Source organism: Polaribacter sp. MED152, assembly GCF_000152945.2.
GTDB lineage: Bacteria > Bacteroidota > Bacteroidia > Flavobacteriales > Flavobacteriaceae > Polaribacter.
The window spans coordinates 1,977,997-2,002,394 of the sequence record NC_020830.1; the positions used below are offsets into that span (position 1 = coordinate 1,977,997).

At 29.2% G+C, this 24,398-nt stretch carries 27 protein-coding genes; 13 read left to right on the forward strand and 14 right to left on the reverse strand.

Going from position 1 to position 24,398, the window contains the following annotated elements; genetic code table 11:
• Positions 1-570, forward strand: a complete 570-nt coding sequence (locus tag MED152_RS08710) for a pseudouridine synthase (RefSeq protein WP_015481498.1) — start codon at positions 1-3, stop codon at positions 568-570.
• Here the strand turns inward: MED152_RS08710 and MED152_RS08715 are convergent.
• From MED152_RS08715 to MED152_RS08725, 4 genes are all read right to left on the reverse strand, one after another.
• Positions 567-1,007, reverse strand: coding sequence for a GNAT family N-acetyltransferase (locus MED152_RS08715; protein ID WP_015481499.1), 441 nt, complete (start codon positions 1,005-1,007; stop codon positions 567-569). The genes MED152_RS08710 and MED152_RS08715 overlap by 4 nt on opposite strands.
• Positions 1,007-1,441: a ribose 5-phosphate isomerase B gene (gene rpiB, locus MED152_RS08720; protein ID WP_015481500.1), complete on the reverse strand. Its 435-nt coding sequence runs from the start codon at positions 1,439-1,441 to the stop codon at positions 1,007-1,009. Before rpiB ends, MED152_RS08715 begins: the two co-directional genes overlap by 1 nt.
• Before the next feature lie 574 nt (positions 1,442-2,015).
• Entirely contained in the window at positions 2,016-2,189 is a 174-nt protein-coding gene (locus MED152_RS13735) for a hypothetical protein (protein ID WP_015481501.1), read from the reverse strand.
• Positions 2,190-2,267: 78 nt separating this feature from the next.
• Positions 2,268-3,203, reverse strand: a complete 936-nt coding sequence (locus MED152_RS08725; protein WP_015481502.1) for a diacylglycerol kinase family protein — start codon at positions 3,201-3,203, stop codon at positions 2,268-2,270.
• 112 nt (positions 3,204-3,315) lie between these two features.
• Here MED152_RS08725 and rnr point away from each other — a divergent pair, with 112 nt between their 5' ends.
• The 4 genes from rnr to tatA all read left to right on the forward strand — a co-directional run bounded on the left by rnr (position 3,316) and on the right by tatA (position 6,878).
• Positions 3,316-5,535: a ribonuclease R gene (rnr, locus tag MED152_RS08730; protein WP_015481503.1), complete on the forward strand. Its 2,220-nt coding sequence runs from the start codon at positions 3,316-3,318 to the stop codon at positions 5,533-5,535.
• A gap of 9 nt (positions 5,536-5,544) precedes the next feature.
• Positions 5,545-5,868, forward strand: a complete 324-nt coding sequence (locus MED152_RS08735; RefSeq protein ID WP_015481504.1) for a YbjQ family protein — start codon at positions 5,545-5,547, stop codon at positions 5,866-5,868.
• A gap of 89 nt (positions 5,869-5,957) precedes the next feature.
• Positions 5,958-6,647 carry a head GIN domain-containing protein gene (locus MED152_RS08740; RefSeq protein WP_015481505.1) on the forward strand — a complete coding sequence of 230 codons (690 nt, stop codon included), beginning with the start codon at positions 5,958-5,960 and terminating at the stop codon, positions 6,645-6,647.
• 42 nt (positions 6,648-6,689) lie between these two features.
• Positions 6,690-6,878, forward strand: a complete 189-nt coding sequence (gene tatA / locus MED152_RS08745) for a twin-arginine translocase TatA/TatE family subunit (RefSeq protein ID WP_015481506.1) — start codon at positions 6,690-6,692, stop codon at positions 6,876-6,878.
• A gap of 180 nt (positions 6,879-7,058) precedes the next feature.
• Here the strand turns inward: tatA and MED152_RS08750 are convergent, their stop codons facing one another.
• The 5 genes from MED152_RS08750 to MED152_RS08770 form a co-directional block, all read right to left on the reverse strand.
• Positions 7,059-7,940, reverse strand: coding sequence for a LytTR family DNA-binding domain-containing protein (locus MED152_RS08750; RefSeq protein WP_015481507.1), 882 nt, complete (start codon positions 7,938-7,940; stop codon positions 7,059-7,061).
• 23 nt (positions 7,941-7,963) lie between these two features.
• Positions 7,964-8,890, reverse strand: a complete 927-nt coding sequence (locus MED152_RS08755) for an SPFH domain-containing protein (RefSeq protein WP_015481508.1) — start codon at positions 8,888-8,890, stop codon at positions 7,964-7,966.
• A gap of 151 nt (positions 8,891-9,041) precedes the next feature.
• A complete protein-coding gene (locus MED152_RS08760; RefSeq protein ID WP_015481509.1) occupies positions 9,042-9,590 on the reverse strand; it encodes a hypothetical protein in 549 nt (182 codons plus the stop codon).
• The gene (gltX, locus tag MED152_RS08765; protein WP_015481510.1) at positions 9,590-11,113 is read right to left on the reverse strand and encodes a glutamate--tRNA ligase; all 1,524 of its coding nucleotides are present in this window, start codon (positions 11,111-11,113) and stop codon (positions 9,590-9,592) included. The genes MED152_RS08760 and gltX overlap by 1 nt, the downstream gene beginning before the upstream one ends.
• A gap of 77 nt (positions 11,114-11,190) precedes the next feature.
• Entirely contained in the window at positions 11,191-12,030 is an 840-nt protein-coding gene (locus MED152_RS08770; RefSeq protein WP_015481511.1) for a hypothetical protein, read from the reverse strand.
• Between the two features lie 111 nt (positions 12,031-12,141).
• Between MED152_RS08770 and MED152_RS08775 the strand changes: the two genes are divergently transcribed.
• Genes MED152_RS08775 through MED152_RS08790 form a run of 4 tightly spaced genes read left to right on the forward strand, consistent with a single transcriptional unit; the run spans position 12,142 to position 18,758 of the window.
• Positions 12,142-15,510 (forward strand): DUF4175 family protein, encoded by a 3,369-nt coding sequence (locus MED152_RS08775; RefSeq protein ID WP_015481512.1) that lies wholly within the window; start codon positions 12,142-12,144, stop codon positions 15,508-15,510.
• Positions 15,511-15,513: 3 nt separating this feature from the next.
• Entirely contained in the window at positions 15,514-15,927 is a 414-nt protein-coding gene (ybeY, locus tag MED152_RS08780) for an rRNA maturation RNase YbeY (RefSeq protein ID WP_015481513.1), read from the forward strand.
• 44 nt (positions 15,928-15,971) lie between these two features.
• A complete protein-coding gene (mnmG, locus tag MED152_RS08785; RefSeq protein WP_015481514.1) occupies positions 15,972-17,849 on the forward strand; it encodes a tRNA uridine-5-carboxymethylaminomethyl(34) synthesis enzyme MnmG in 1,878 nt (625 codons plus the stop codon).
• A gap of 48 nt (positions 17,850-17,897) precedes the next feature.
• Positions 17,898-18,758 (forward strand): class I SAM-dependent methyltransferase, encoded by an 861-nt coding sequence (locus tag MED152_RS08790; protein WP_015481515.1) that lies wholly within the window; start codon positions 17,898-17,900, stop codon positions 18,756-18,758.
• A gap of 141 nt (positions 18,759-18,899) precedes the next feature.
• On the opposite strand, the gene MED152_RS08795 is transcribed toward MED152_RS08790, so the two are convergent.
• The 5 genes from MED152_RS08795 to panB all read right to left on the reverse strand — a co-directional run bounded on the left by MED152_RS08795 (position 18,900) and on the right by panB (position 22,178).
• The gene (locus MED152_RS08795; protein WP_015481516.1) at positions 18,900-19,298 is read right to left on the reverse strand and encodes a DoxX family membrane protein; all 399 of its coding nucleotides are present in this window, start codon (positions 19,296-19,298) and stop codon (positions 18,900-18,902) included.
• Positions 19,299-19,315: 17 nt separating this feature from the next.
• Positions 19,316-19,702, reverse strand: a complete 387-nt coding sequence (locus MED152_RS08800; RefSeq protein WP_015481517.1) for a VOC family protein — start codon at positions 19,700-19,702, stop codon at positions 19,316-19,318.
• 2 nt (positions 19,703-19,704) lie between these two features.
• Complete coding sequence (locus tag MED152_RS08805; RefSeq protein WP_015481518.1) at positions 19,705-20,163, reverse strand: DUF1801 domain-containing protein; 459 nt, start codon at positions 20,161-20,163, stop codon at positions 19,705-19,707.
• A 33-nt stretch (positions 20,164-20,196) separates the two neighbouring features.
• Complete coding sequence (locus MED152_RS08810) at positions 20,197-21,135, reverse strand: 2-hydroxyacid dehydrogenase (protein WP_015481519.1); 939 nt, start codon at positions 21,133-21,135, stop codon at positions 20,197-20,199.
• A 224-nt stretch (positions 21,136-21,359) separates the two neighbouring features.
• Positions 21,360-22,178, reverse strand: a complete 819-nt coding sequence (gene panB / locus MED152_RS08820; protein ID WP_015481520.1) for a 3-methyl-2-oxobutanoate hydroxymethyltransferase — start codon at positions 22,176-22,178, stop codon at positions 21,360-21,362.
• A 123-nt stretch (positions 22,179-22,301) separates the two neighbouring features.
• Here panB and MED152_RS08825 point away from each other — a divergent pair, with 123 nt between their 5' ends.
• From MED152_RS08825 to MED152_RS08840, 4 genes are all read left to right on the forward strand, one after another.
• Entirely contained in the window at positions 22,302-22,781 is a 480-nt protein-coding gene (locus MED152_RS08825; RefSeq protein WP_041383956.1) for a nuclear transport factor 2 family protein, read from the forward strand.
• A gap of 30 nt (positions 22,782-22,811) precedes the next feature.
• Positions 22,812-23,378, forward strand: coding sequence for a sigma-70 family RNA polymerase sigma factor (locus MED152_RS08830; protein WP_015481522.1), 567 nt, complete (start codon positions 22,812-22,814; stop codon positions 23,376-23,378).
• Between the two features lie 3 nt (positions 23,379-23,381).
• Complete coding sequence (locus MED152_RS08835; protein ID WP_015481523.1) at positions 23,382-23,645, forward strand: hypothetical protein; 264 nt, start codon at positions 23,382-23,384, stop codon at positions 23,643-23,645.
• Between the two features lie 105 nt (positions 23,646-23,750).
• The gene (locus MED152_RS08840) at positions 23,751-24,395 is read left to right on the forward strand and encodes an O-methyltransferase (protein WP_015481524.1); all 645 of its coding nucleotides are present in this window, start codon (positions 23,751-23,753) and stop codon (positions 24,393-24,395) included.
• Positions 24,396-24,398: the final 3 nt, after the last annotated feature.

A 24,398-nucleotide genomic window follows, 5' to 3' on the forward strand; every position in this document is an offset into this window, starting at 1 on the left:
ATGAAAGAACATCGTCATTTTATACTTCATAAACCTTATGGTTATTTATCTCAGTTTATCACCAATCAAACTAAGAGAAAGAAAAAAATGTTAGGAGAATTGTATGATTTTCCTGAAGGAACAATGGCTATTGGACGTTTAGATTTTGCATCTGAAGGTTTACTTTTATTAACAACAGATGGTAAAGTATCTCAAGAAATTAGGAGCAGTAAATACGAAAAAGAGTATTATGTTCAGGTAGATGGTTTAATAACTCAAGAAGCTATAAACCAGCTTAAAAAAGGAGTAGAAATTGGTTTTGAAGGCAAAAAATACATAACAAAACCAGGAAAAGCGTCTATTATTAACAATCCTGAATTTCCTTTAAGAAGTCAGAAAATTAGAGATGACAGACATGGGCCAACAAGTTGGATTTCTGTAATTATAAGAGAAGGTAAATTTAGGCAAGTTCGAAAAATGACAGCTGCTGTTGGTTACCCAACTTTACGTTTAGTACGTATTAGAATTGGTACAATTACTATTGATGATTTAAAAAATGGTGAAGTTAAAGAAGTGAATCAATTACTTTAATCTCTATCCATTCTAATATGTGGTATACCATCTTCTAAATATTCATCATTTACTTGATAAAAACCATGCGACTCATAAAACTTCTTTAAATACTTTTGTGCTGAAATAGTGATTTTATCAACTTTATAATACTCTTTAATAGCTTTTAAAGAAGCTTTCATAATTTGATGACCATAGTTAAATTTTCTTTCAGTTTCTTTAACTAAGACTCTACCAATACTTGAGTTATCAAAATAATCTCCAGGCTTAAAAATACGTGTGTATGCAATTAAAACATCATTCTTATAACCTAAAACATGCAAAGCTTTTTGATCTTTAAAATCGATATCTTGATATACACAATCTTGTTCTACCACAAAAACTTCAGATCGTAATTGAAGAATACTGTACAACTCTGTAGTATTAAGTTCTGAAAAACTTTTTACTAAGGTATTCATTAGCCAGCACAAGAAATTTTGTTTACTCTATTTGCATGACGTCCACCTTCAAATTCAGTGTTTAAAAATACATCTACAAAACCAAGAGCTTGTTGTAAAGACACAAAACGTGCAGGAATAGTTAAAATATTAGCATCATTATGTTGTCTTGTTAAAGCAACCAACTCATTATTCCAACACAAAGCAGCTCTAATACCTTGATGTTTATTGGCTGTCATTTGTGCACCATTACCAGAACCACATAAAATAATACCTAATTCTGCTTTACCAGATTCAAGTGCATCTGCTGTTGGGTGAATAGCATCAGGATAATCCATAGAATTGTTAGTATCCGTTCCAAAATTTAGAACAGTATATCCTTTTTCCTCTAAATGTTTTATAATTTCGAACTTATATTCAGTTCCTGCGTGATCATTACCTATGGCAATTGTCATAATAAATTGATTTTATTGCGTTTAACAGGTGCAAAAATATAGAATTTAATGGTTATTAACAGTTACAAATTTTTAAAACTTATCAATTTTTAATAACTACTTATTTTTAAAGCTTTTATGTGTTTTAAGCGAATGTTAAGAACTTATCATTAAAAACTTGAAAGTTTTTTTGGTGTATTTAAATATTATTACAATACAAGGAGGTAAACCACATACGCAACTTTTATTATTGATTTTTGATAAAAGTTTATCAACATAAATTTTACAATTAATTTACATTAAATCTTCTATTAATTATGAGTAAAAGTATGTGAACTACTGTTTATAAGTTTTGTTAATAAGTGTATTTTTTAATTGATTTTTAAGAAGTTGGGTTACTTATAAAATGTCAATAGTTTTTAATAACTGATATTATAAAATTTAAATCTAAAATTTTATTGTAGCTATTCACATACTATTATAAACATCATTGTTTTTTAAAATTTTTAAAAAGAAAAAGTATAATACTATATAATGTTAATAAGTACAGAAATTTTAAAAATTAGAATTTCAAAAAATTAAAAATAAAGGAACCTTAAACTGTTTTGTTATTTGTTTTATGAATAGAAAGTGTGTCTTTTTGAACTTCTACAGTTTCTTTTGGAATCTCAGTTTTGTTAAGTGTAGTATTTACAAGGACAACAGTAATTAAAATGCCTGCTACAAAGATGAAAGAGAATAAAGCAATAATTTTACGTAGATTTTTCATGGTAATTGGTTGACCTTCATTAATAAAGACGTAAAAAATTGCGAATTGTTACATAAAATTTAAGATTTCTTTAACTTTTTAGGAATTCATCACAAAATTAATGGCCTTATTAACAATAGTAAAAGTTACTTTTTGAGTTCCAATTAATTCGCCATCAGCTTGTATGTAAGTATTTTTAGTATTTGATTCTATGGTAATTTTATTAGTTTTATTGGTAGATACTTCTTCTAATTTGTAAAGCGTTCCTTTAAATAACTTGTTGATATTTAGTAATATAGTGCTAAATTTTAGATTTTTTGCAATGGTAATATCAAACAAACCATCAGTAGTATTTACGTGATCTGTAAATTGCAAACCACCACCAGCATATTTACAAATACCTACAATTGTTAATAATGATTTAGTTTCTATACGCTTATCATTAAAAGAAATTTTAAATTTTGATTTTTTATACCTTATTAAACTACTTATGCCCGCTAATAAGTAACTAATAGCCCCGAACTTTTTAAAATTGTTTAGTTTATGAATTACATAACCATCAAAACCTAAACCAGCTACGTTTACAAAATAATTTAGTTTATTATCTTTAGTAGTACACAAGCCAATATCTTGTAAAATGACTGATTTGTTCTTTATAATTTTGATAGATTCTACTATAGAATTTGGAATGTTATAGGTTTTAACCCAATCATTTCCAGTACCAATTGGTATTACTCCAATAGTTATATCAGAAGTTTTTACGTATGTTTGCAGCATAATACCATTAACTACATGATGTAGAGTGCCATCTCCACCTACAGTAATTATTTTTCTAAATCCTTTTTGAATGGCTTGTTGCACCAACTCAATTTCATGTTTAGAAAATGTTGTGAAAGCAAAAGAGTAGCTAATATTATTTAGTGCTAATTGCGTTTTTATTTCTCTCCACTGTTTATTAAAAACCTTGTTTCCTGCAGTAGGATTTGCAATTACAAACCAAGAATTTTCATCATTTTTATTGATGAATTCAGACATAAAATATAAAATTAAAAAACTTCAAAATACAAAATTGAATTATAATAGTTTGTTAACCTAACTAAAGTGAATTAATTAGTATTTTGGTAATGATAATAATAGAATAAAATTAATGACAAGAAAGAAAAGAAAAATCTTTAAAAAGAAAGGAAAAGTCATCAAAGATTTAACAAGAAATATATTCAAAATACTGAATGAAGATAGTAGTAAGTTTTACAACTACAAACAAATAGCTGCAAAATTAAATGTATCAGATACTGATGGTAAAACTCAGATTTTAAAAAAATTAGCAGAATTAAAAGCGAATAAAAAAATTAAAGAGGTAGATAGAGGAAAGTTTCAAATTAATGAAGATAGAAAGTATTCTATTGGTACTTTAGATATTACATCTAATGGTAATGGTTATTTTGTAACTGATGATTATGAGAACGATATTTTTATACCAAATATTAACCTAGGTAAAGGTTTACATGGAGATGTTGTAAGAGCTTATGTTTACAAACGTAAAAGAAGTCATAAACTAGAAGCAGATGTTGTTGAGGTTATAGAAAGAGCAAAAACAGAATTTGTTGGTGTATTGCAAAAAAGTAAAAACTTTGGTTTTGTAATTTGTGATAACCATAAGATGTATGCAGATATTTTTATCTCTCAAAATAAAATGAATATTGCAGAACATGGAGACAAAGTACAAGCAACCATTTCTGATTGGCCAGAAAATTCTAAAAATCCGTTTGGAAAAATTACCACTGTTTTAGGAAAACCAGGAGATCATAATACAGAAATGCATTCTATTTTATTAGAATACGATTTACCTTATGAGTTTGAGCCAGAAGTAGAAAAAGAGGCGCAAGAATTACCTATAGAAATTACAGACAAAGAAATTGCGAAACGTAGAGATATGCGAAACGATTTAACGTTTACCATAGATCCTAAAGATGCAAAAGATTTTGATGATGCTTTATCTTTCACAAAATTAGAAAACGGTAATTATGAAATAGGAATTCATATTGCAGACGTTTCTCACTATTTACAGCCTAAAACTATTTTAGATGATGAAGCTTACGATAGAGCAACCTCTGTTTATTTAGTAGATAGAGTTGTACCTATGTTACCAGAAATGTTAAGTAATGGTGTTTGTTCATTAAGACCAAATGAAGAGAAGTTAACTTTTTCTGCAGTGTTTGAAATTAATGAGAAAGCACAAATTAAAAAACAATGGTTTGGTAGAACTGTTACTTATTCAGATCAACGATTTGCTTATGAAGAAGCACAATATATTATAGAAAATTGTAAACTATCAGATGATGTACAACCTTTTACAATGCCAGAAAATGTTTCTATTACAGATAGCGCTTACGAAGTAAAAGCAGAAGTAGTAGAAGCAACTTTACAATTAGATAAATTGGCTAAAATTCTTCGTAAAAAAAGAATGAAACAAGGTGCCATTTCTTTTGATAGAGTAGAGGTAAAATTTAATTTAGATGAAGAAGCAAATCCTGTAGGTGTTTTCTTTAAAAGCTCTAAAGATGCTAATAAATTAATTGAAGAATTTATGTTATTAGCTAATAGAAAAGTGGCAGAATATATTGGTAGCAAACAAGGTAAACCTTCTAATAAAACATTTATTTACAGAGTTCATGATGAGCCAGATGTAGAAAAATTAGCATCATTACAAAACATCATAAGTAAATTTGGATATAAGATTAATACAGAAACTAAAGAATCTACATCTGAATCTTTAAATCAGTTATTAAATGATGTGCAAGGTAAAGCAGAATCTAACATGATTGAGACTTTAGCTATTAGATCTATGTCTAAGGCAGTGTATACTACACAGAATATTGGTCATTATGGTTTGGCTTTTGATTATTATAGTCATTTTACATCACCTATTAGACGTTATCCAGATGTAATGACACATAGATTGCTTCAACTTTATTTAGATGGTGGAGAAAGCCCAAAAGCAGATCCTTATGAAGAAAAATGTAAACACTCTTCTAAAAGAGAAGAATTAGCCTCTAAAGCAGAGCGTTCATCTATAAAATACATGCAAGTAAAATACATGCAAGATCACAAAGACGAAGTTTTTGAAGGTGTAATTACAGGTGTTACAGAATGGGGTATATATGTAGAAATTACCAAAAATAAATGTGAAGGAATGGTTAGAATTAGAGATATAAAAAGTGATTATTATATTTTTGATGAAGATCAGTACGCAATTGTTGGGCAGTCTACAAAACACATGTACCAATTAGGAGATGATGTTAAAGTGCAAGTGAAAAAGACAGATTTAGAACGCAAACATTTAGACTTTAACTTAATAGAAGATTAAATTAAAACCATGATATTAACCACAACAAACAACATAGAAAATTTTAAAATTGTAGATTATTTAGGCATTGTAACAGGTACAGCTTACGATTCTAGTTATTCTTCTAATGGCAAGAAAATGTCTTTTACAGATATGTTTAGCATGTCTAAATACAGAGAAATGTATACTTTAGGTTTAGAAAGTATTAAAGAAAAGGCGTTTCAAGATTTAAGAGAGAATGCTGTAAAACTTGGTGCAAATGCAGTAGTTGGTATACAGTTAGATGTAGAACCTTTAGCAAATTCTGCTACATTATTGGTTTCTATAACAGGTACAGCAGTTAAGGTGCAATAAATAGGGTATCATCACAATATAATTTGTTATTTCTCATTATATAATTTATATATTGCTCTTTTAATTTAAGAGGATTCAAACTTTAAAAAATGAAGAAATACATTTGTTTATTCATACTGTGTTGTGGTTTTACTGTTTTTAGTCAAACTACAATTACAAAGAACTTAGGAGATTATACTACATTAAAAGTTTATAATGGTATTGAGTTAGAGTTGATAAAATCAACAGAATCTAAACTAGTAATTACAGGTAATAAATCTGAAATGGTTACTGTAAAAAATGTAGATAATATATTAAAAATTACACTACCATTTTCTATTAAACCAGAAAATAATAGTGCTAATGGTCAGGTTTTAGTTAAACTTTATTACATGAATCCTATTGCAGTAATAGATGCAAACGAAGGTGCAGCCATTACAGGTAAGGAAGTTAAACAAGAAAAATTAGAAGTAAACTCGCAAGAAAGAGCTTTTATCAATTTGGTTTTAGATGTAAAACATTTAGAAGTAAGAGCTTCATCTGGAGGAATAATTAAACTTTCTGGTACTGTCAAAAATCAAGATGTAAATGTAGATCTATATGGTATTTACAATGGTTATGCACTGTTAGCAACTTCAAATAGTACTGTAAATGCTGGTACAGGAGCAAAAGCAGAAATTTCTGCAGGAGAAACTTTAAAGGCGAAAGTTAGTTTTGGTGGCTCTATTTTTTATAAAGGAAATCCTGAGGTGTTAAAAGATAAAAAAGTGGTGGGTGGTATCATTCAAAAAAGAAATTAATAAAAAGCTTTTTGTATCTTTGCAATAATAAAATATAACTGAATGATGAGTTTACATACTTTTTTAGCAATACCTGGAGGTTACTCAATAATTTTAATTGTTGTAGTAGTTTTATTACTTTTTGGAGGTAAAAAAATACCTGAATTAATGAAAGGTTTAGGTGGTGGTATTAAGGAGTTTAAAAAAGCTTCTAAAGATGATAATGAAGAAAAATTAGAAGAAAAGAAATAAACCTCTTTTTTTTATTTCATAAACTAAAAAAGCTCTATTCATACGAATAGAGCTTTTCTTTTGTTAATTAAAATCCCCCAATTTTAATTTGGGTAAATATAGTATACTATCCTCTATGATAGTATAATTTGTTTTCAATTGGTAAATTTTAGGTGTTTTTGGGATAAATGGGAAGCCATTTTATCCAATTAACCCCATAAGAGCCTTTTTACTAAAGTTTCTAGATACTGGTATTTGATGATCTATAAGTTTAGATTCTAATAAATTACCCCTTGCATTACCTTTAATTTCATTAATGTATTTTGTATTTACAATATAAGATTTATGACATCTAATAATGTTAGGATACTCTTCTAAGTTCTCTTTAATTTTGGTTAACGTAACTCTAAGTATTTTTTCTTTGAGCTCGTTTTTATTATTTTTTAAAAAGAAGCTGGCATAATTTCCTTGTGATGTTATGTAAACTAAATCTTCTATAAAGAAAGCTAGACTTTCTTTTTTATTGCCAGATTTAAGAATTACTTTATTTGGTAATACAGGTTTTTTTTCTTCTATTTTTTGCGTTTTAATGGTAGTAATTTCTTCAGCTTTTTTCTGTCTACGAAGTCTAACCATTTTTTCATTGAAGAAAACACCTAAAAGAATGGGTATTACACCAACCAAAAACGTATAATATATAAACATCAAGTACGTTATATGTTGAATGTCTTTTTCGACCTTAAACCATTTACCATAATACCAAAGTACAGAACCAACTAGAAATAACCCTAAAGCAATTAATACAATACTTTTACCAACAGTCCAATTATCTTCTTTAAAATACTTTTTAAATAGTAATGGTGGTATAGCTAAAGTTAAAAAACTACATGTAAATGTTATTAGACCAATGCTAAAGGTATATTCCAATAAATATTCTTTAAAACTATATAAGGTAAAAGGTCTAAAAACGTATAGAAATAGAAACACAAATAATCCAAAAACTAAACTTACTTTAAATTTAAATTTAGTTGATGGATTATAGTAATAAGGTGTTGCAAGCCAAGTTTTAAGATTTGCAATCATATTTATTAATTATTACAAACTTGTTATTCTTTTAACTTTTTAGGTTTTGCATTTTTCATAGCCTCACCTATTTGATTACTAGCTGTAAAACTAGCAACCATATCATTTAACATTTGACTACCTGCTTGTGGTGAGTTAGGTAACAATATTAAATTACTATTGGTTTCTTGTCCTATAGATTGTAAAGTATCATAATGTTGAGTAACAACAATTAGAGCAGATGCCTCTTGACTGTTAATACCAACTTTATTTAATACTTCTACAGATTCTTCTAAACCTCTTGCAATTTCTCTTCTTTGATCTGCAATACCTTGTCCTTGTAAACGCTTGCTTTCTGCTTCTGCTTTTGCACGTTCTACAATTAAAATACGTTGTGCATCACCTTCAAATTGTGCAGCTGTTTTTTCTCTGTCTGCAGCATTAATTCTGTTCATGGCAGCTTTTACCTGAGCATCTGGATCAATATCTGTAACTAAAGTTTTTATGATATCAAATCCGTAATCAGACATGTATTCTTTTAATTCTCTTTTTACAGCAATGGCAATGTCGTCTTTTTTAACAAAAACATCATCTAGTTTCATTTTTGGTACTTCTGCTCTAACTACATCAAATACAAAAGAGGTTATTTGCTCATGAGGATAATCTAACTTATAAAAAGCATCATAGACTTTTTCTCTAATAACCATGTATTGTACAGAAACTTTTAGTTTCACAAATACATCATCTAACGTTTTAGTTTCAATAATTACATCTAATTGCTGAATTTTTAAACTTACTCTACCAGCAACTTTATCTACTAAAGGAATTTTTAGTTGTAAACCAGATTGTCTTATTGAATTAAATCGTCCAAAACGTTCTATAATTGCTGCTGTTTGTTGCTTTACTAAGAAGAAGGAAGCAAAGAAAATTATAAATATAAATACTACTAGAATAATTAATAATGGATTCATAGGTCGGTTTTTTTTAAGAGTTTATAAAGTGATATGTAAATATACTGATTTTAGGCAGTTATTTATTGGACGCAAATATTTTTAAATTGTTACATTTTTTAAAATGAAGAGCAATAAAAAACCCTGAATATCAATTATTCAGGGTTTTTAATTATTCTTTTTTCTCTTCGTCTTTTGGAAAAACTTTGTACATTTTTCGATTGTACTTAATCCATTTTTTATACTGTTTTTCAGATAAAATTTCTTTGATTGATTTATCTAAAGCCCTGTCTTTTGTTCTTAATGTTTCAGAAATTGGCGTTAAATTCTCTACCATTTTCTTCTGTACTTTTGTTCTATCTGAAAAATCTCCATTTTTTTGAGCATTTTTCTGAAAGTTCTCCATCATTTCTTTAGTACTTCTAAGGGTAAAGCTATTAATTCGTCTAATATCCTTAATTTCTTTATTGTACTTGGTTAACAAGGTTTTGAACTTTTTACCTTCTTCTGATGATAATTTAATACTCGATTTTTTTGCTGCTTTTTCAATATCATAAATTACAATACCTAAGTATTTTTCTACTTGAAAATTAGGTTCTGGAGCTTTTCTAGGAGTTTGATTCATCTGATTTTGACGACTATTTCTCATTCCACCTCTGTTTAGCTGACTATGAGCCAAAAAGCTTGTTAACAACGTAAGTATTAAAAGATATTTTTTCATTATGATAATTTTTCGATTGCGTTTTCTATTCTGTGTATCGTTTCTTCTTTGCCAATCATTGCTATAATATCGAACAAATGAGGGCCTGCTAATTTACCAACTAAACTTAAACGTAAAGGTTGCATTACTTTACCAAAACCAATTTCCTTGCCAGAAATCCATTCTTTGATAATTTTTTCTGTGTTTTCAGAAGAAAAGTCTTCAATATCTTCAACAACTGAATTTAATTCTTGCATTAATTCAGAGGTACCTTCTTTCCAATTTTTCTTACTTGCTTTAGCATCATACTCTTTAGGAGTTTGAAAGAAAAAATGAGATAGTTCCCAAAAATCTGCAACAAAAACAGCTCTTTCTTTAATAGCAGCAACTACTTTTTGCACGTAATCAACGTCTTTTGTAATTCCTTTTTCAGCTAATATAGCTAAATACAATTCAGTTAGTTCAGCATTATCTTTCTGTTGCATGTACTGTTGTTGGAACCATTTTGTTTTATCAGGATTAAATTTGGCTCCAGATTTACTAACTCTCTTTAAATCGAATTCTTTAATCAATTCTTCTAAAGAAAAGATTTCTTGTTCTGTTCCAGGATTCCAACCTAAGAAAGCTAACATGTTTACTACAGCTTCAGAAAAATAACCATCTTCTTTATAACCACGTGAAACATCGTTTGTTTCTTCGTTAGTATAAGCTAATGGAAAAACAGGAAAACCTAATTTATCTCCATCTCTTTTACTCAATTTACCTTTACCAACAGGTTTTAAAATTAATGGTAAATGTGCAAATTTTGGAGCTTGCCAATCAAAAGCTCTGTATAACAAAACGTGTAAAGCCATAGATGGTAACCATTCTTCACCACGAATTACATGGCTAATTTCCATTAAATGATCATCTACAATATTGGCTAAATGATAGGTTGGCATTCCATCACTTTTAAATAGGATTTTATCGTCTAAAGTATTTGTATCAATAGATATTTTACCACGAATTTCATCTTCCATTTCTAAAGTTTCATCTTGTGGACTTTTAAAACGAATTACGTAATTCTCTCCAGAATTTATTTTTTCTTGTACAACTTCATCAGACAAAACCAAAGAATTTACCAAACGCCCTTTCTCACGATTGTGCCAATTGTAAATAAAGGTTTTACCTTCTGCTTCATGTCCTTTTCTGTGTGCATCTAATTGTTCTGAAGTATCAAAAGCATAATAAGCCCAACCTTTTTCAAGAAGAATATCTGCATATTTTTTATACAAATGTTTACGTTCAGATTGTCTGTAAGGGCCAAATTTTTCGTTTTTATTGATGCCTTCATCATTAGGAATATTACACCAATTTAAAGCATCAATAATATATTGTTCTGCATTGGCTACATACCTATTTTGGTCTGTATCTTCTATTCTTAAAACAAAAGTTCCATTGTGTTTTTTAGCAAATAAATAGTTATATAAAGCTGTTCTTACACCTCCAATATGTAAAGGTCCTGTTGGGCTTGGTGCAAAACGCACACGAACATTAGATTCCATTTTCTTAAATTTAAAATGCAAAGATACTTTTTCTAAAAAGAGAATAGAAATAAGAGAAACAAAGAATTTTGATTTTCTTAGAAAGTATTAAAAATACCAAATGAAATAGCTGCTTTTTTAGGAACATTATTACCAGATAATGCAGACCCAAAACCGGCAGTTAAGCCAAAATCGCAAAACTGTAAAATGCCTTTAAGGCCATAGGCTACATATTCTTGATCGTTAACATATAAATTGTTGGCTGCATTGTTGGCAGGGAAAGTAATATCACCATTATTTAAAGACTGAGAAATATCTACAAAACCAATTAGCCATATGTTCTGCGTTAGTTTTCTACCAATTTCACCACCAATTTTTAAATTTGAACTGTAATTATTGGTTCTAATATCTGCACCAACAAAAGATTGAAAATAGTTTTTACCAAAACTTGTACCTGCTAAAAACATAGGTGTAAAGGTATAAGCATCGTAACCAGTTCTTATAGCCGAATTTTCAAAATAAGAACTTGTGTTAATTTCCATATTTAATTGGCCAGATAATACCCATTTTTTCTTACTAAAATTGTGCTTTAATCCTAAGGTGATATTACCAAAAGTAGTTTCACTAAAACTCTCAGAACAATCTCCTTGACATAAAATTGCAGGATCTACATAATTGTTGATATCTATTGATTTTAAAGGAATGTTTACCAACAAACTTGTACTGTTGCTTAAACCATATTCGCCATAAAACTGATAAGTTCTGTCTGTTATAGTACCAGACACATTAAAATCTGGATCGCCAAATAATTCTGAATAATCAGAAATAGAAGAATAAGATAGGTTGGTAAAAAATTGTCCTTTTTCTTTTGTCCAAGGGCTTTGTGCAGTTGCTTGAAGTGTTATAAAAAGGGCAATTAATAAATATATAGGTTTCATAAGGTATAGTTTATGATGTTTTAGTTGTACTATATTAGAATTACTTACAAGGTGTTTTAACAATTATTTGATGGTGAATCTTATCAAAAATAGTATTTTTATTTATTGATTATGAGCCATTTCCAAAACATACAAAAAAAGTTACATCAATTTACTCGTAAATTTTATACAAATGAGTTGATAAAAGGAAGCATTTTATTTGCTTCACTTGGTTTCTTGTACCTGTTTTTTATTCTTTTTATAGAATATTTTTTATGGTTAAAACCAACTGCAAGAACAGTTCTTTTTTATATATTTATTCTTGTAGAATTATTTCTTTTAATAAAATTTATTTTTATACCTATTGCCAAATTAATTGGGCTTAGAAAAGGTATTTCCTTACAAGATTCTTCAAAAATTATTGGGGCTCATTTTCCTGAAGTAGAAGATAAACTTTTGAACGTTTTACAACTACAAGAGAATAATGAACAATCAGATTTAATTTTGGCAAGTATCAATCAAAAATCTGAAGAATTAAACCCAATACCTTTTACAAAAGCAATTGATTTTAAAAGCAATGCAAAGTATTTAAAGTATGCTATAATTCCTGTTTTAATATTTTTAATTAGCTTATTTACAGGTAATTCAATAAGTTTAGGTAAAAGTTTAGAGCGTGTTGTAAATCATAGAACAGCCTACAATCCTCCTGCACCATTTGCTTTTAATTTTATCAATCAAAGTTTACAAGTTATTCAAGGGGAATCTATCACAATCCAGTTTAGAACTATTGGAAATACAGTGCCAAATGAAGGTAAAATAGTTTATGATAATCAAAGTTATTACTTAACCTCAAATGGTAATGCCACTTTTTCTTACAGCTTTTCAAATGTTCAAAAAACAGTCGATTTTTATGTAGAAGCGAATGGTGTGCAATCTCAATTTTATCAAATTCAGGTTATTGGTACTCCAACAATTAACAACATTAGTTTAGATTTGAATTACCCTAAATATTTAGGGCAGAAAAATAAAACAATTCAAAATTCTGGAAATTTAATTGTTCCTGAAGGAACCTCAATTACTTGGAACGCACAAACAAGCAAGACTACTAGTCTAACTTTCATAAATAACGCAGAACGATTTGCTTTCGATGAAACATCAAATAATAACTTCCAGTATCAAAAGCGAATTTTATCGCCTTTAAATTATCAGATTACATCATCTAATAGGGATTTAGTCGATTTTGAAAAGTTGCAGTTTTCTGTAGCTGTTGTAAAAGATGAATATCCAATAATTTCTGTGAGTTCAAATATTGACAGTATTTCACGTGGAACAGCGCAATTTGCAGGTCAAATTTCTGATGATTATGGTATAAGAAAATTGCAATTGGTATATTATAATGAAGATACTCCAGAGCTTAAAAAAGAGTATTCAATTCCTGTTACAAGCCAAACTATTCAAACATTTTTTTATGATTTTCCTAAAGGAATTAATTTGCAGGAAGGTATTAATTATGAAATGTATTTTAAGGTTTTTGATAATGATGGAGTGAGAGGTAGTAAATTTGCTAAAAGCAAAGTATTTAGTTATAGACAAAAAACATCCGAAGAAATAGAAGAAGAATTATTTCAAGAACAAAGAAATACCATTAATGATCTAGAAAATGCAGTTCAAAATCAGAAAAAGCAACAACAGCAATTAGAAGAAATTCAACAAGACCTACAAAATAAAAAAAGCATAAATTGGAATGATAAAAAGAAAGTAGAGAGTTTTATAAAGCGTCAAGAGCAGTATAAGAAAATGATGCAAAGACAAACAGATCAACTTCAAGAAAATTTAGATGAAAAGAAAGAGAATGAGCCTTCTTTACAAGAAAAGAAAGATGATTTAAAAGAACGAATAAATGAGTTGAAACAACTTACTAAGCAACAAAAGTTGTTAGAGGAAATTCAGAAAATGGCAGACAAGTTAAACAAAGAAGATTTAGTACAAAAAGCCAAAGAATTAGCACAGCAAAACAAACAGCAACAGCGTAGTTTAGAGAAAACATTAGAAATGGTGAAGCGTTTTTATGTAGAGCAAAAAACCATGCAGATTGCTAATAAAATAGATGAACTTTCTAAAGAACAAGAATCACTAGAGAAAAATGAGAATAATCTAGAAAAGCAACAAGAGGTTTCTAAAAAATTCGATGATATTCAAAAGGATTTAGAAGAACTCAAAAAGGATAATGAGAAATTAAAAAAACCTATGGATTTGCCAGAGGTAGAAAATGAAGAGAAGCAAATTGATGAAGAATTAAAGAAGGCTGAAGATTTAATTGAAAGCAAACAATCCCCTAAAGCAAAAATTAGTCAAAAAAAGGCATCTGAGAAGATGAAAGAAATGAGTGCAAAAATGCAGAAGTCTATGATGGATATGCAATCGGATGCTATGGAAGAAAACATGGAAGATTTGCGAAAAATTTTAGAAAACCTGGTCATTTTTTCTTTTCAGCAAGAACAACTTATGGATAAGTTTAGTGAGAGTTCTACTTCGAGTCCAGATTTTGGAAAAGATTTAAAGAAACAAAATGAAATTAGAACTTATTTCGAGCATATAGATGATAGTTTGTATGTATTAGCAATGCGTGTTCCAAAAATTTCGACTAAAATTCAAAACGATTTATCTTCTGCACATTACAATTTAGAACAGTCTTTAGAAAATTTCTCTGAAAACAGATTTAATAATGGTTTGGCAAATCAGCAGTATGTGATGACTGCTACAAATAATTTAGCAGACTATTTGAGTAATATCTTAAATAGCATGCAGAATAATATGTCTATGAAAATGGGCAAAGGTAAAAAGAGTGGTAAACCAGGTTTTAGCTTGCCAGATTTAATTCAGAAACAAAAAGGTTTGTCTGATAAGATGGAAAAGGGTATGAAGAAAGGAGAGAAGAAAGGTGATGGAAAAAAAGGCAGCAAGCCAGATAAAAACGGAAAGCCTGGTGATAAAGGTAAAGAAGGTAAAGAAGGAGATAAGGGTAATAACCAAGGAAAGAATGGTGAAGGTGAAGGTAATGCTAATGATGATTTGGATGGTGAGTTGTATGAAATTTTTAAACAACAAACTCAGTTAAGGCAAGAATTGCAAAATGCCATTAAGGAAAGTGAAAATGGTAAACCTGGTGGAAATGGTACAGCAAAAAAGGCTTTGAAAACAATGGAACAGCTAGAGAATGAAATCTTAGAAAAAGGTTTTAATTCGAATACACTCCAAAAAATGCAGAATTTAAATTATGAGCTATTAAAATTAGATAAGGCAGCTTTAGAGCAAGGAAAAGATAAAAAGCGTAAGTCGAATGCAAATAGCATAGAAAACCAAAGAAATAGAGTAAAAGCATTAAAATTTAAAAAGCAGTTCTACAATCAAATAGAGATATTAAATAGACAATCATTACCTTTGCAGCAAAATTATAAAAAGAAGGTGAGAGCTTATTTCTCAGAAGCTAAGAAAATATAATTAATGATTGAATTTAATTACGAAACAGATTTTATTTTAGAAGATGAAACATCTTTAAAAAATTGGATTAATGCTGTTGCTTCACAACAAGAATTTGAGGTAGGAGAGATCAATTATATTTTTTGTGATGATGCGTATTTACATAAATTAAATGTTAAGTTTTTAAATCATGATACACTTACAGATATTATCAGTTTCGATAATTCTTTAGGTAAATTATTAAATGGTGATATTTTTATTTCTGTAGAAAGAGTTAAAGATAATGCAGATGATTTTAAAGTTTCTTTTCATGAAGAGTTACATAGAGTTATGATTCATGGTATTTTACATTACATGGGTTATAAAGATAAGTCTGAGGATGAAAAGAAAGAAATGAGAAAACAGGAAAACCTTGCGATTTTAAAATTAAGTAATTGAATATCAATAATATAAGATGTAAGTTTCACGTGGAACTATAAGATATGAGTTTATTTTCAAGAACATATGACGTTATTGTAGTTGGTGGTGGTCATGCAGGTAGTGAAGCTGCTGCTGCTGCTGCAAACATGGGTGCACACACCTTATTGATTACAATGAATTTGCAAAATATTGCTCAAATGAGTTGTAATCCAGCAATGGGTGGAATTGCCAAAGGTCAAATAATTAGAGAGATTGATGCTTTAGGTGGTTATAGTGGAATTGTTACTGATAAGACAGCGATTCAATTCAAGATGCTTAACAAATCTAAAGGACCTGCAATGTGGAGTCCAAGAGCTCAGTCAGACAGAATGCAGTTTGCTGAATGTTGGAGAACCATGTTAGAGCAAACTGAAAATGTAGATTTTTATCAAGATTCTGTGAATGGTTTAGTGTTTGATGGTAATAAAATTATTGGTGTGAAAACAGCTTTAGGTTTAGAGATCAATGCTAAAACAGTAATTATAACTGCTGGTACATTTTTAAATGGTTTAATTCATATAGGTGATAAAAGTTTTGGAGGAGGTAGAGCAGGTGAAGCTGCTTCTAGAGGAATAACTGAAGATTTAGTGGCTAAAGGTTTTGAGGCTGGAAGAATGAAAACAGGAACACCTCCTAGAGTAGATGGTAGGTCTTTAGACTATTCTAAAATGACTGAACAACCAGGAGATGAAATCACAGAAAAGTTTTCTTATTTACCCACAACTACTGCTTTAAAAAAACAACGTTCTTGCTGGCTAACTTATACAAATCCAGAAGTACATAATTTGTTACGAGAAGGCTTTGATAGATCACCAATGTTTAATGGTAGAATTCAATCTTCAGGACCAAGATATTGCCCATCAGTTGAAGATAAAGTAGATCGTTTTGCAACTAAAGAAAGACATCAGATTTTTGTAGAGCCAGAAGGATGGTCTACTATTGAAATGTATGTAAATGGTTTTTCAACTTCTTTACCAGAAGATATTCAAGATAAAGCAATTCGTGCTGTAGCTGGTTTTGAAAACGTAAAGTTTTTGAGATATGGTTATGCTATTGAATATGACTTTTTTCAACCAACTCAGCTGAAACATTCTTTAGAAACTAAGTTGATTGAAAACTTATTTTTTGCTGGTCAAATTAATGGTACAACTGGTTATGAAGAAGCAGCAGCTCAAGGATTAATGGCTGGTGTAAATGCGGCTTTAAAAGTACAAGGTAAAGATCCATTTACATTAAAACGTGATGAGGCATATATTGCTGTTTTAATTGATGATTTAATCACAAAAGGAACAGAAGAGCCATATAGAATGTTTACTTCTAGAGCTGAATATAGAACGCTGTTAAGACAAGACAATGCAGACTTAAGATTAACACCTAAGGGATTTGAGCTTGGTTTAGCTTCTAAAGAACGTATGGATCGAGTTTTAGAGAAGCAACGAAAAACAGATTTGTTAATTCAGTTTTTAGAGAAAACTAGTGTTAAAAAGGAAGAGGTTAATCCAATATTAGAGGCTAAAAATTTAGCACTAATTAATCAATCTATGAAGCTTTTTAAAATTGCTGCTAGACCGCAATTAGATTTTTCTGATTTTGAATCTGTGGAAAAGTTAAGTGCTTTTATAGAAGAGAATGATATAGATAAAGAGATAATAGAACAGGCAGAAATTCACCTTAAATATTCTGGTTATATCAACAAAGAAAAGAACAATGCTGATAAGTTAAATCGTTTAGAGAATGTAAAAATTCCTGCATCATTTAATTATCAAAAACTACAATCTTTATCTTTTGAAGCTCGCGAAAAATTAACCAAGATTCAACCAACGTCTATTTCTCAAGCTAGCAGAATAAGTGGAGTTTCACCTAGTGATATTTCTGTTTTGTTGGTGTATATGGGTAGGTAGAATTCTTTCAAAAATTTAAAATGTTCCACGAGGAACAATCAACTTTCTATGTCAGATAAAATCGATTTTTATAAGGATCTTCAGCCTTTTTTAACTTGTAAAGATTATACAGTTTCTGCTGAGTTGTATCAGGTAAAATTGAATAAAGAGTTTGATATGCTTGTAACAACTCCTGTTCCAAAAAACTTGGGTGAGTATTACAAAAGTGAAGATTATATTTCGCACACAGATGCAAAAGATTCTTTGTTTGATAAAGTATATCAATCTGTAAAAAATATTACTTTAAAGAAAAAATTAAAGTTGATTAACTCTTTCAATTGTGCATCTAAAACCATATTAGATGTGGGTGCAGGTACAGGTGATTTTTTAAAAGTTTGTCAAAATAATTCTTGGGAAGTTTTTGGCACGGAACCTGATTTGGATGCAAGAACAATTGCGAAAAATAAAGGGATTAATTTACAAGAAAATTTAGCAAAATTTGGCTCTCAAAAATTTGATGTAATTACTCTTTGGCATGTTTTAGAACATGTAGAAAATTTACAAGAGTATATTAAATCTTTAAAAGAATTATTAAAAGTTGATGGCAAAATAATCGTTGCTGTACCCAATTATAAAAGTTTTGATGCTACATCTTACAACCAATTTTGGGCAGCTTTTGATGTACCTAGACATTTATGGCATTTTTCTCAAAAATCCATTTCTAAATTATTTAATAAAGAAAAGATGGTTGTAGAAAAAATACTACCTATGAAATTTGATTCTTTTTATGTTTCATTATTAAGTGAAAAATACAAACATGGAAAAATGAAACCTTTTTCAGCTTTTAGAAAAGGTTTGCAATCAAATTTAAAAGCTAAAAGGACTGGAGAGTATTCTTCTTTGATTTATATCATCAAAGAAGCTAAATAATCAATTTTAGAATGTTTTAATTCCTTTTTATTAATGTACTAATGAAAATGTATTAGATAATTTTAAAAAGCTCTTAAAACGGATGTTTTAAAAGCTTTTTAAATAGGAATTATTTATAGTTAAATTGTAATATTATAAGTTTTAGTAATTTAATAGGTATACACCTAAAAGTGTAACTAAAAAATAGACTGCTAGGCTCATTGCTCCTGCATAATCTTTTGCCAAACGTTGGCCTATTAGTAAAAATATTAAAGCTATTGCACAAAGCTCTGTGCCTAAAAGTGCAATTTCTTTTGCTCCAGAAGTATACAATTGATATACACCAAATACCATCAGCAAACCTGCAATTATTTCTAGTACTAAAATAATTGCTAGTAATAATGGAACACTGTTTTTTAAAGGAGAGTTTTTAAAATGCTCTTTTATAAAGGATACATTTCCATTCCAATCTACTAATTTGTCTATACCAGATTGTAAAAAGGTTACTATTAAAAAAAGTAGTACTAAAACTTCTGTGGGGTAGTTTGATAAAAAATTCATGTAGTTAAGTTTTATAATTATTTAAAAGCGGCATCTATAGGTTCCCAAAGTTCAATTTTATTGCCTTCGTTGTCTAAAATCCAACCAAATTTTCCATATTCAAATTCTTGCATTTCACCTACTATGGTAACTCCTTCTTTTTCTAACTCCGCTAAAAGTTCAACTAAATTTTCAACTCTATAGTTAAACATAAAATCCTTTTTAGAAGGTTCAAAATAACTAGTGTCTTTTGTAAAAGGACTCCATTGTGTAGAGCAATCATTGCCTTCTTTATTTTGCCACCAAAAGGTAGAACCATAATCATCAGTGTTAAAACCTAAATGTTTTTTATACCATTCTTTAGCTGCTTTTGGATCATCACTTTTAAAGAATAAACCACCAATTCCTGTAACTCTATTTTTCATAATTACTTTTTCTTTATATTATTTTCGTAAATCGAAATCCATTCTTCTACACTCATTTTAGTACAAAGTTCTGCAATTAATTCATAGGGTATTTCTTCAATTTTTTTGAATCGTATACAACTTTTACCCATATCTAACTTACGTTTGCAATGTTTAGGATATGCTTCTACAAACCAATCTAATAGTTCTTTTTTAGCATAAATACCTGAATGATAAAGGTTTATAGAGTTTTTCTGTGAGGCTATGTTTATGAAAGGTAAAGGTGTATTGGGTTGACAGTGATAACCTTCTGGATAGGTGTTTAATGAAACATAATAACCAATCATTTTATATAACATTCCTTCTTCAAAACCTTTTGGTAGATTTTCTGAAATTGTTTTTTGTAATTGTTTAAACGCTGGCTGTCTTTCTTCTGGAATTTGTGCTACGTATTCTTCAGGTGAGTCTGCTTCGTAAGTCATACTACTTATTGGTTGATTGTTGAATGCCTTAAGTTAATAAAAATTATCTTTTATTTTGTCTACGATTGTTTGTGCCAATTTTTCTTTGCTTTCAATAGTCCAACCTGCAACATGTGGAGATAAGATTACATTGTTTGCTTGTATTAAATACTGAAACGCTTTGGGCATATTATTATCTAAAAACAAATTTTCAAAAGATGATTTTTCATACTCTAAAACATCTAAACCTGCACCTAATATTTTACCAGATTTTAAAGCAGATACTAAATCTTTTGTTACTACAGATGTTCCACGTGCAGTATTTATCAGCCAGAAATTTTTCTTAAAATTATTGATAAATTCATGATTTATCATGTTTTTGGTAAGTTCAGTTTGAGGGGTGTGCAAACTTAACACATCACTTCTTTCTTGCAATTCTTGCAACGTTACTTGAGTGCAATTTTTATCACCTACATTTGGTTTTAAATCGTAACAAAGTACATCAACATCAAAACCTCTTAATTTTTTAGCAAAGGACTTCCCCATATTTCCATAGCCAATTAAGCCTACAGTTTTACCATCTAATTCTAATCCTCTATTTTCTTCACGTAACCATTTTCCTTGTCTAACCTCTAAATCTGCCTTTATCATTTTATTGAATAAGGCAAGCAACAACCCTAAAGAATGTTCACCAACAGCATTTCTGTTACCTTCAGGGGCAGCAATTAGCTTTATATTTTTGGAATTGGCATAATCGCAATCTATATTTTCTAAACCAGCTCCTACTCTACCAATAAATTTTAGGTTTTTAGCTTTATCTAAAAATGGCTTATCAATTTTAAATCGACTGCGAATAATAAAGCCATCATATTTATGAATTTTAGCTTCTACTTCGCTTTTTGTGGAGGTATAATCTTCATCATTTGTAAAACCTAAATCATTTAATTGTTGAATAAGTAATGGATGGTTACTGTCTAAATGCAGTATTTTCATAACGTTACTTTTTGTTGATTAACCTATGCTCTAGTTCTTTTATTCGTTCATTTTTAGTTTTCAATTCCAATTTATAATAGTATAAACTGGAGATTAAATAAACTACAACAGAAGCTTGCCTTAGGCTACTATTTTCAGAAAACTGAACATCAAAAAATGTATCTAGAAGATAGAGAATTGCAAAAGCTATTAAAGAAATGTAAGAAGTACTCTTTAAAATAAGTTTAATATTGTTCCTCTTCATTTGGAAAATCTTTACTTTTTACATCAGCAATATATTGTTGAAATGCTCCTGTCATTTCTTTATATAAATCTAAATATCTACGTAAAAACCTTGGGTTGAATTCATGTGTCATACCAACCATATCATGAGTCACCAAAACTTGACCATCTACTCCATTTCCTGCTCCAATTCCGATTACCGGAATTGAAATTGCTTCAGCTACTTTTTGTGCTAATTTTGCTGGTACTTTTTCTAAAACCAAAGCAAAACAGCCAATTCTTTCAAGCATTAGTGCATCTTCCATTAATTTTTCTGCTTCCTCCTCTTCTTTTGCTCTTACAGTATAAGTACCAAATTTATATATTGATTGTGGTGTTAAACCTAAATGACCCATAACAGGAATACCTGCGTTCAAAATTCGTTTTATAGATTCTTTAATCTCTTTTCCACCTTCTAATTTTATAGAATGTCCTCCACTCTCTTTCATAATTCTAATTGCTGAACGTAAAGCTTCTTTTGGGTCTGATTGATAACTACCAAAAGGTAAATCTACAACCACTAAAGATCTTTCTATGGCTCTAACTACAGAGCTTGCATGATAAATCATTTGATCTAAAGTAATAGGCAACGTAGTTTCATGACCAGCCATTACATTTGAGGCAGAATCACCAACCAATAATACATCTACACCTGCATTATCTAATATTTTAGCCATGGTATAATCATATGCAGTTAACATAGAGATTTTCTCTCCATTGGCTTTCATTTCAACTAAAGATTTTACAGTAACTCTCTTGTACTGTTTTTTTGCTACAGACATAATGCGTTTTTTTGACGATGGTAAAAGTAAGAAATAATCACAGATTTTTAGTGTCTTAATACTTTCTATAATTTTATTGATATGCTTTTTTTAAGTAGATTTATAGATTCTAAATTTATTGATATGCAAAAAAGTATTGTATTTATTATTGTTTTGGTATTCTCAATTACATTAAATGCCCAAGATAATTCAGCACAGAATGATGTAAAATTAGTTATTGATACCTTTTTTGAAGGTTTACATAAAGGAGATAGTACTTTAATGGCCTCTACCCTTCATAAAGACATAAAAATACAAACTACATCTAGCATGAGAGGGCCTAATGTATTGCTGCAAACAGACTCTAGAACTAAATTACTTACTGCAATAGCAAATAAAAATCCAGAACATGTGTACTTAGAAAAGTTACTTTCTTATGATATAAAAATTGACGGAAATATTGCTTCTGTTTGGACACCTTATGAGTTTTATTTTAACTCTAACTTTAGTCATTGTGGCGCAAATTCTTTTCAACTTTTTAAAGATAATTCCAAGTGGAAAATTATTTATTTGGTAGATATGAGAAGAAGAAATAACTGCCAAGCTTTAATAGAAAAAAAATAAGTTATATTTGATTTTTTCCTGAAAATAAGAATGTTACAAAACAAAAATACTTTAAACCCCAATAACTGGATAGACGAATATGCAGACTATCTATTTAATTATGCTGTTGTGCGCGTTAACAATAGCGATTTAGCAAAAGATTTGGTACAAGACACTTTTTTTGCAGGATTAAAATCTGCAAAGAATTTTCAAGGTAAAGCTTCAGAAAGAACTTGGCTGGTGTCTATTTTAAAACGAAAAGTAATAGATCATTATAGAAAAATCAACTCTAAAAAAGGCCAGGCAGAAGTTCGAATGAACTTTTATAATGATGGTGAAAATGAGGGAAATTGGCTCGAGGAAAGAGTACCACAAGATTGGAACAATGCTTCAGAAAAAGCTATTGAAAACGAAGAACTTAAAAGTCAAATAGATGCATGCATAGATAATTTACCAGAAAAATATGCTATGGTGTTTAGAATGAAAACAATACAGGAATTCGAAACAGAAGAAATCTGTAAGGAGTTAGAAATAACTGCGTCCAATTTATGGGTAATTATCCATAGAGCTAGAACGCAATTAAGAAAATGTATGGAAGATAACTGGTTTAATAATTAAGAGATGTTTAAAAGATTAAATATAACTTGTGATGAAGCCACAAAAATTTGTGACAAAAATCAATATGGAGAGGCTACACTTTTAGAAAAGATAAAATTAAACCTTCATTTTTTGCGCTGTGAAATTTGTAAACTTTACACAAAACAAAACTTACTACTTAGTGTTTTTTATAAGAAAAAAGCAGAGGGTTGTAAAAAAATCAATCATTGTTTAACTTCTGAAGAAAAAGAGGTTTTAAAGCAAAAACTAAAAGAGGTTAAGGCCTAAATAATTGCAGTGCACGTCACTGTTTTTTTAATAACAACTAAAATAGAAACGGATTTTTATAGAAATATAAAGTCCGTTTTTTTTACTTTTGATAAAAATTTAAGCATGCATTTTCTACCAGAAAAATTAGATGATTATGTTGTGAATCATTCACAACAAGAACCTCAAATTCTTAAAGAATTAAGTAGAGAAACTTGGCAAAAAGTATTGAATCCTAGAATGTTAAGTGGTGCTTATCAAGGTAGGTTGCTTTCTATTTTATCTAAATTAATAAACCCGAAACATATTTTAGAAATAGGTACTTACACAGGGTATTCTGCACTATGTTTGGCAGAAGGTTTGCAAAAAGAAGGTACTATTATTACTTTAGATAAAAACGAAGAGTTAGAAACCCTTCAAAACAAATACTTCGAAAAATCGGGTTATAGAAATCAAATTGTACAAAAAGTAGGTAATGCTTTAGAAATTATACCTACAATTTCAGAAAAGTTCGATTTGGTTTTTATTGATGCAGATAAATCAAACTACTCAAATTACTTTCATTTAATCATTGATAAAATGAAACCAGGAGGAATTATTTTATCTGATAATGTTTTATGGAGTGGTAAAGTAATTAAAGAATTAGATCCAAAAGACAATGATACTAAAGAATTATTGGCTTATAATACGTTATTAAATACAGATGATAGAATAGAAACTGTGCTTTTGCCCATAAGAGATGGCCTTACAATAAGCAGGGTTAAGCAGTAATTT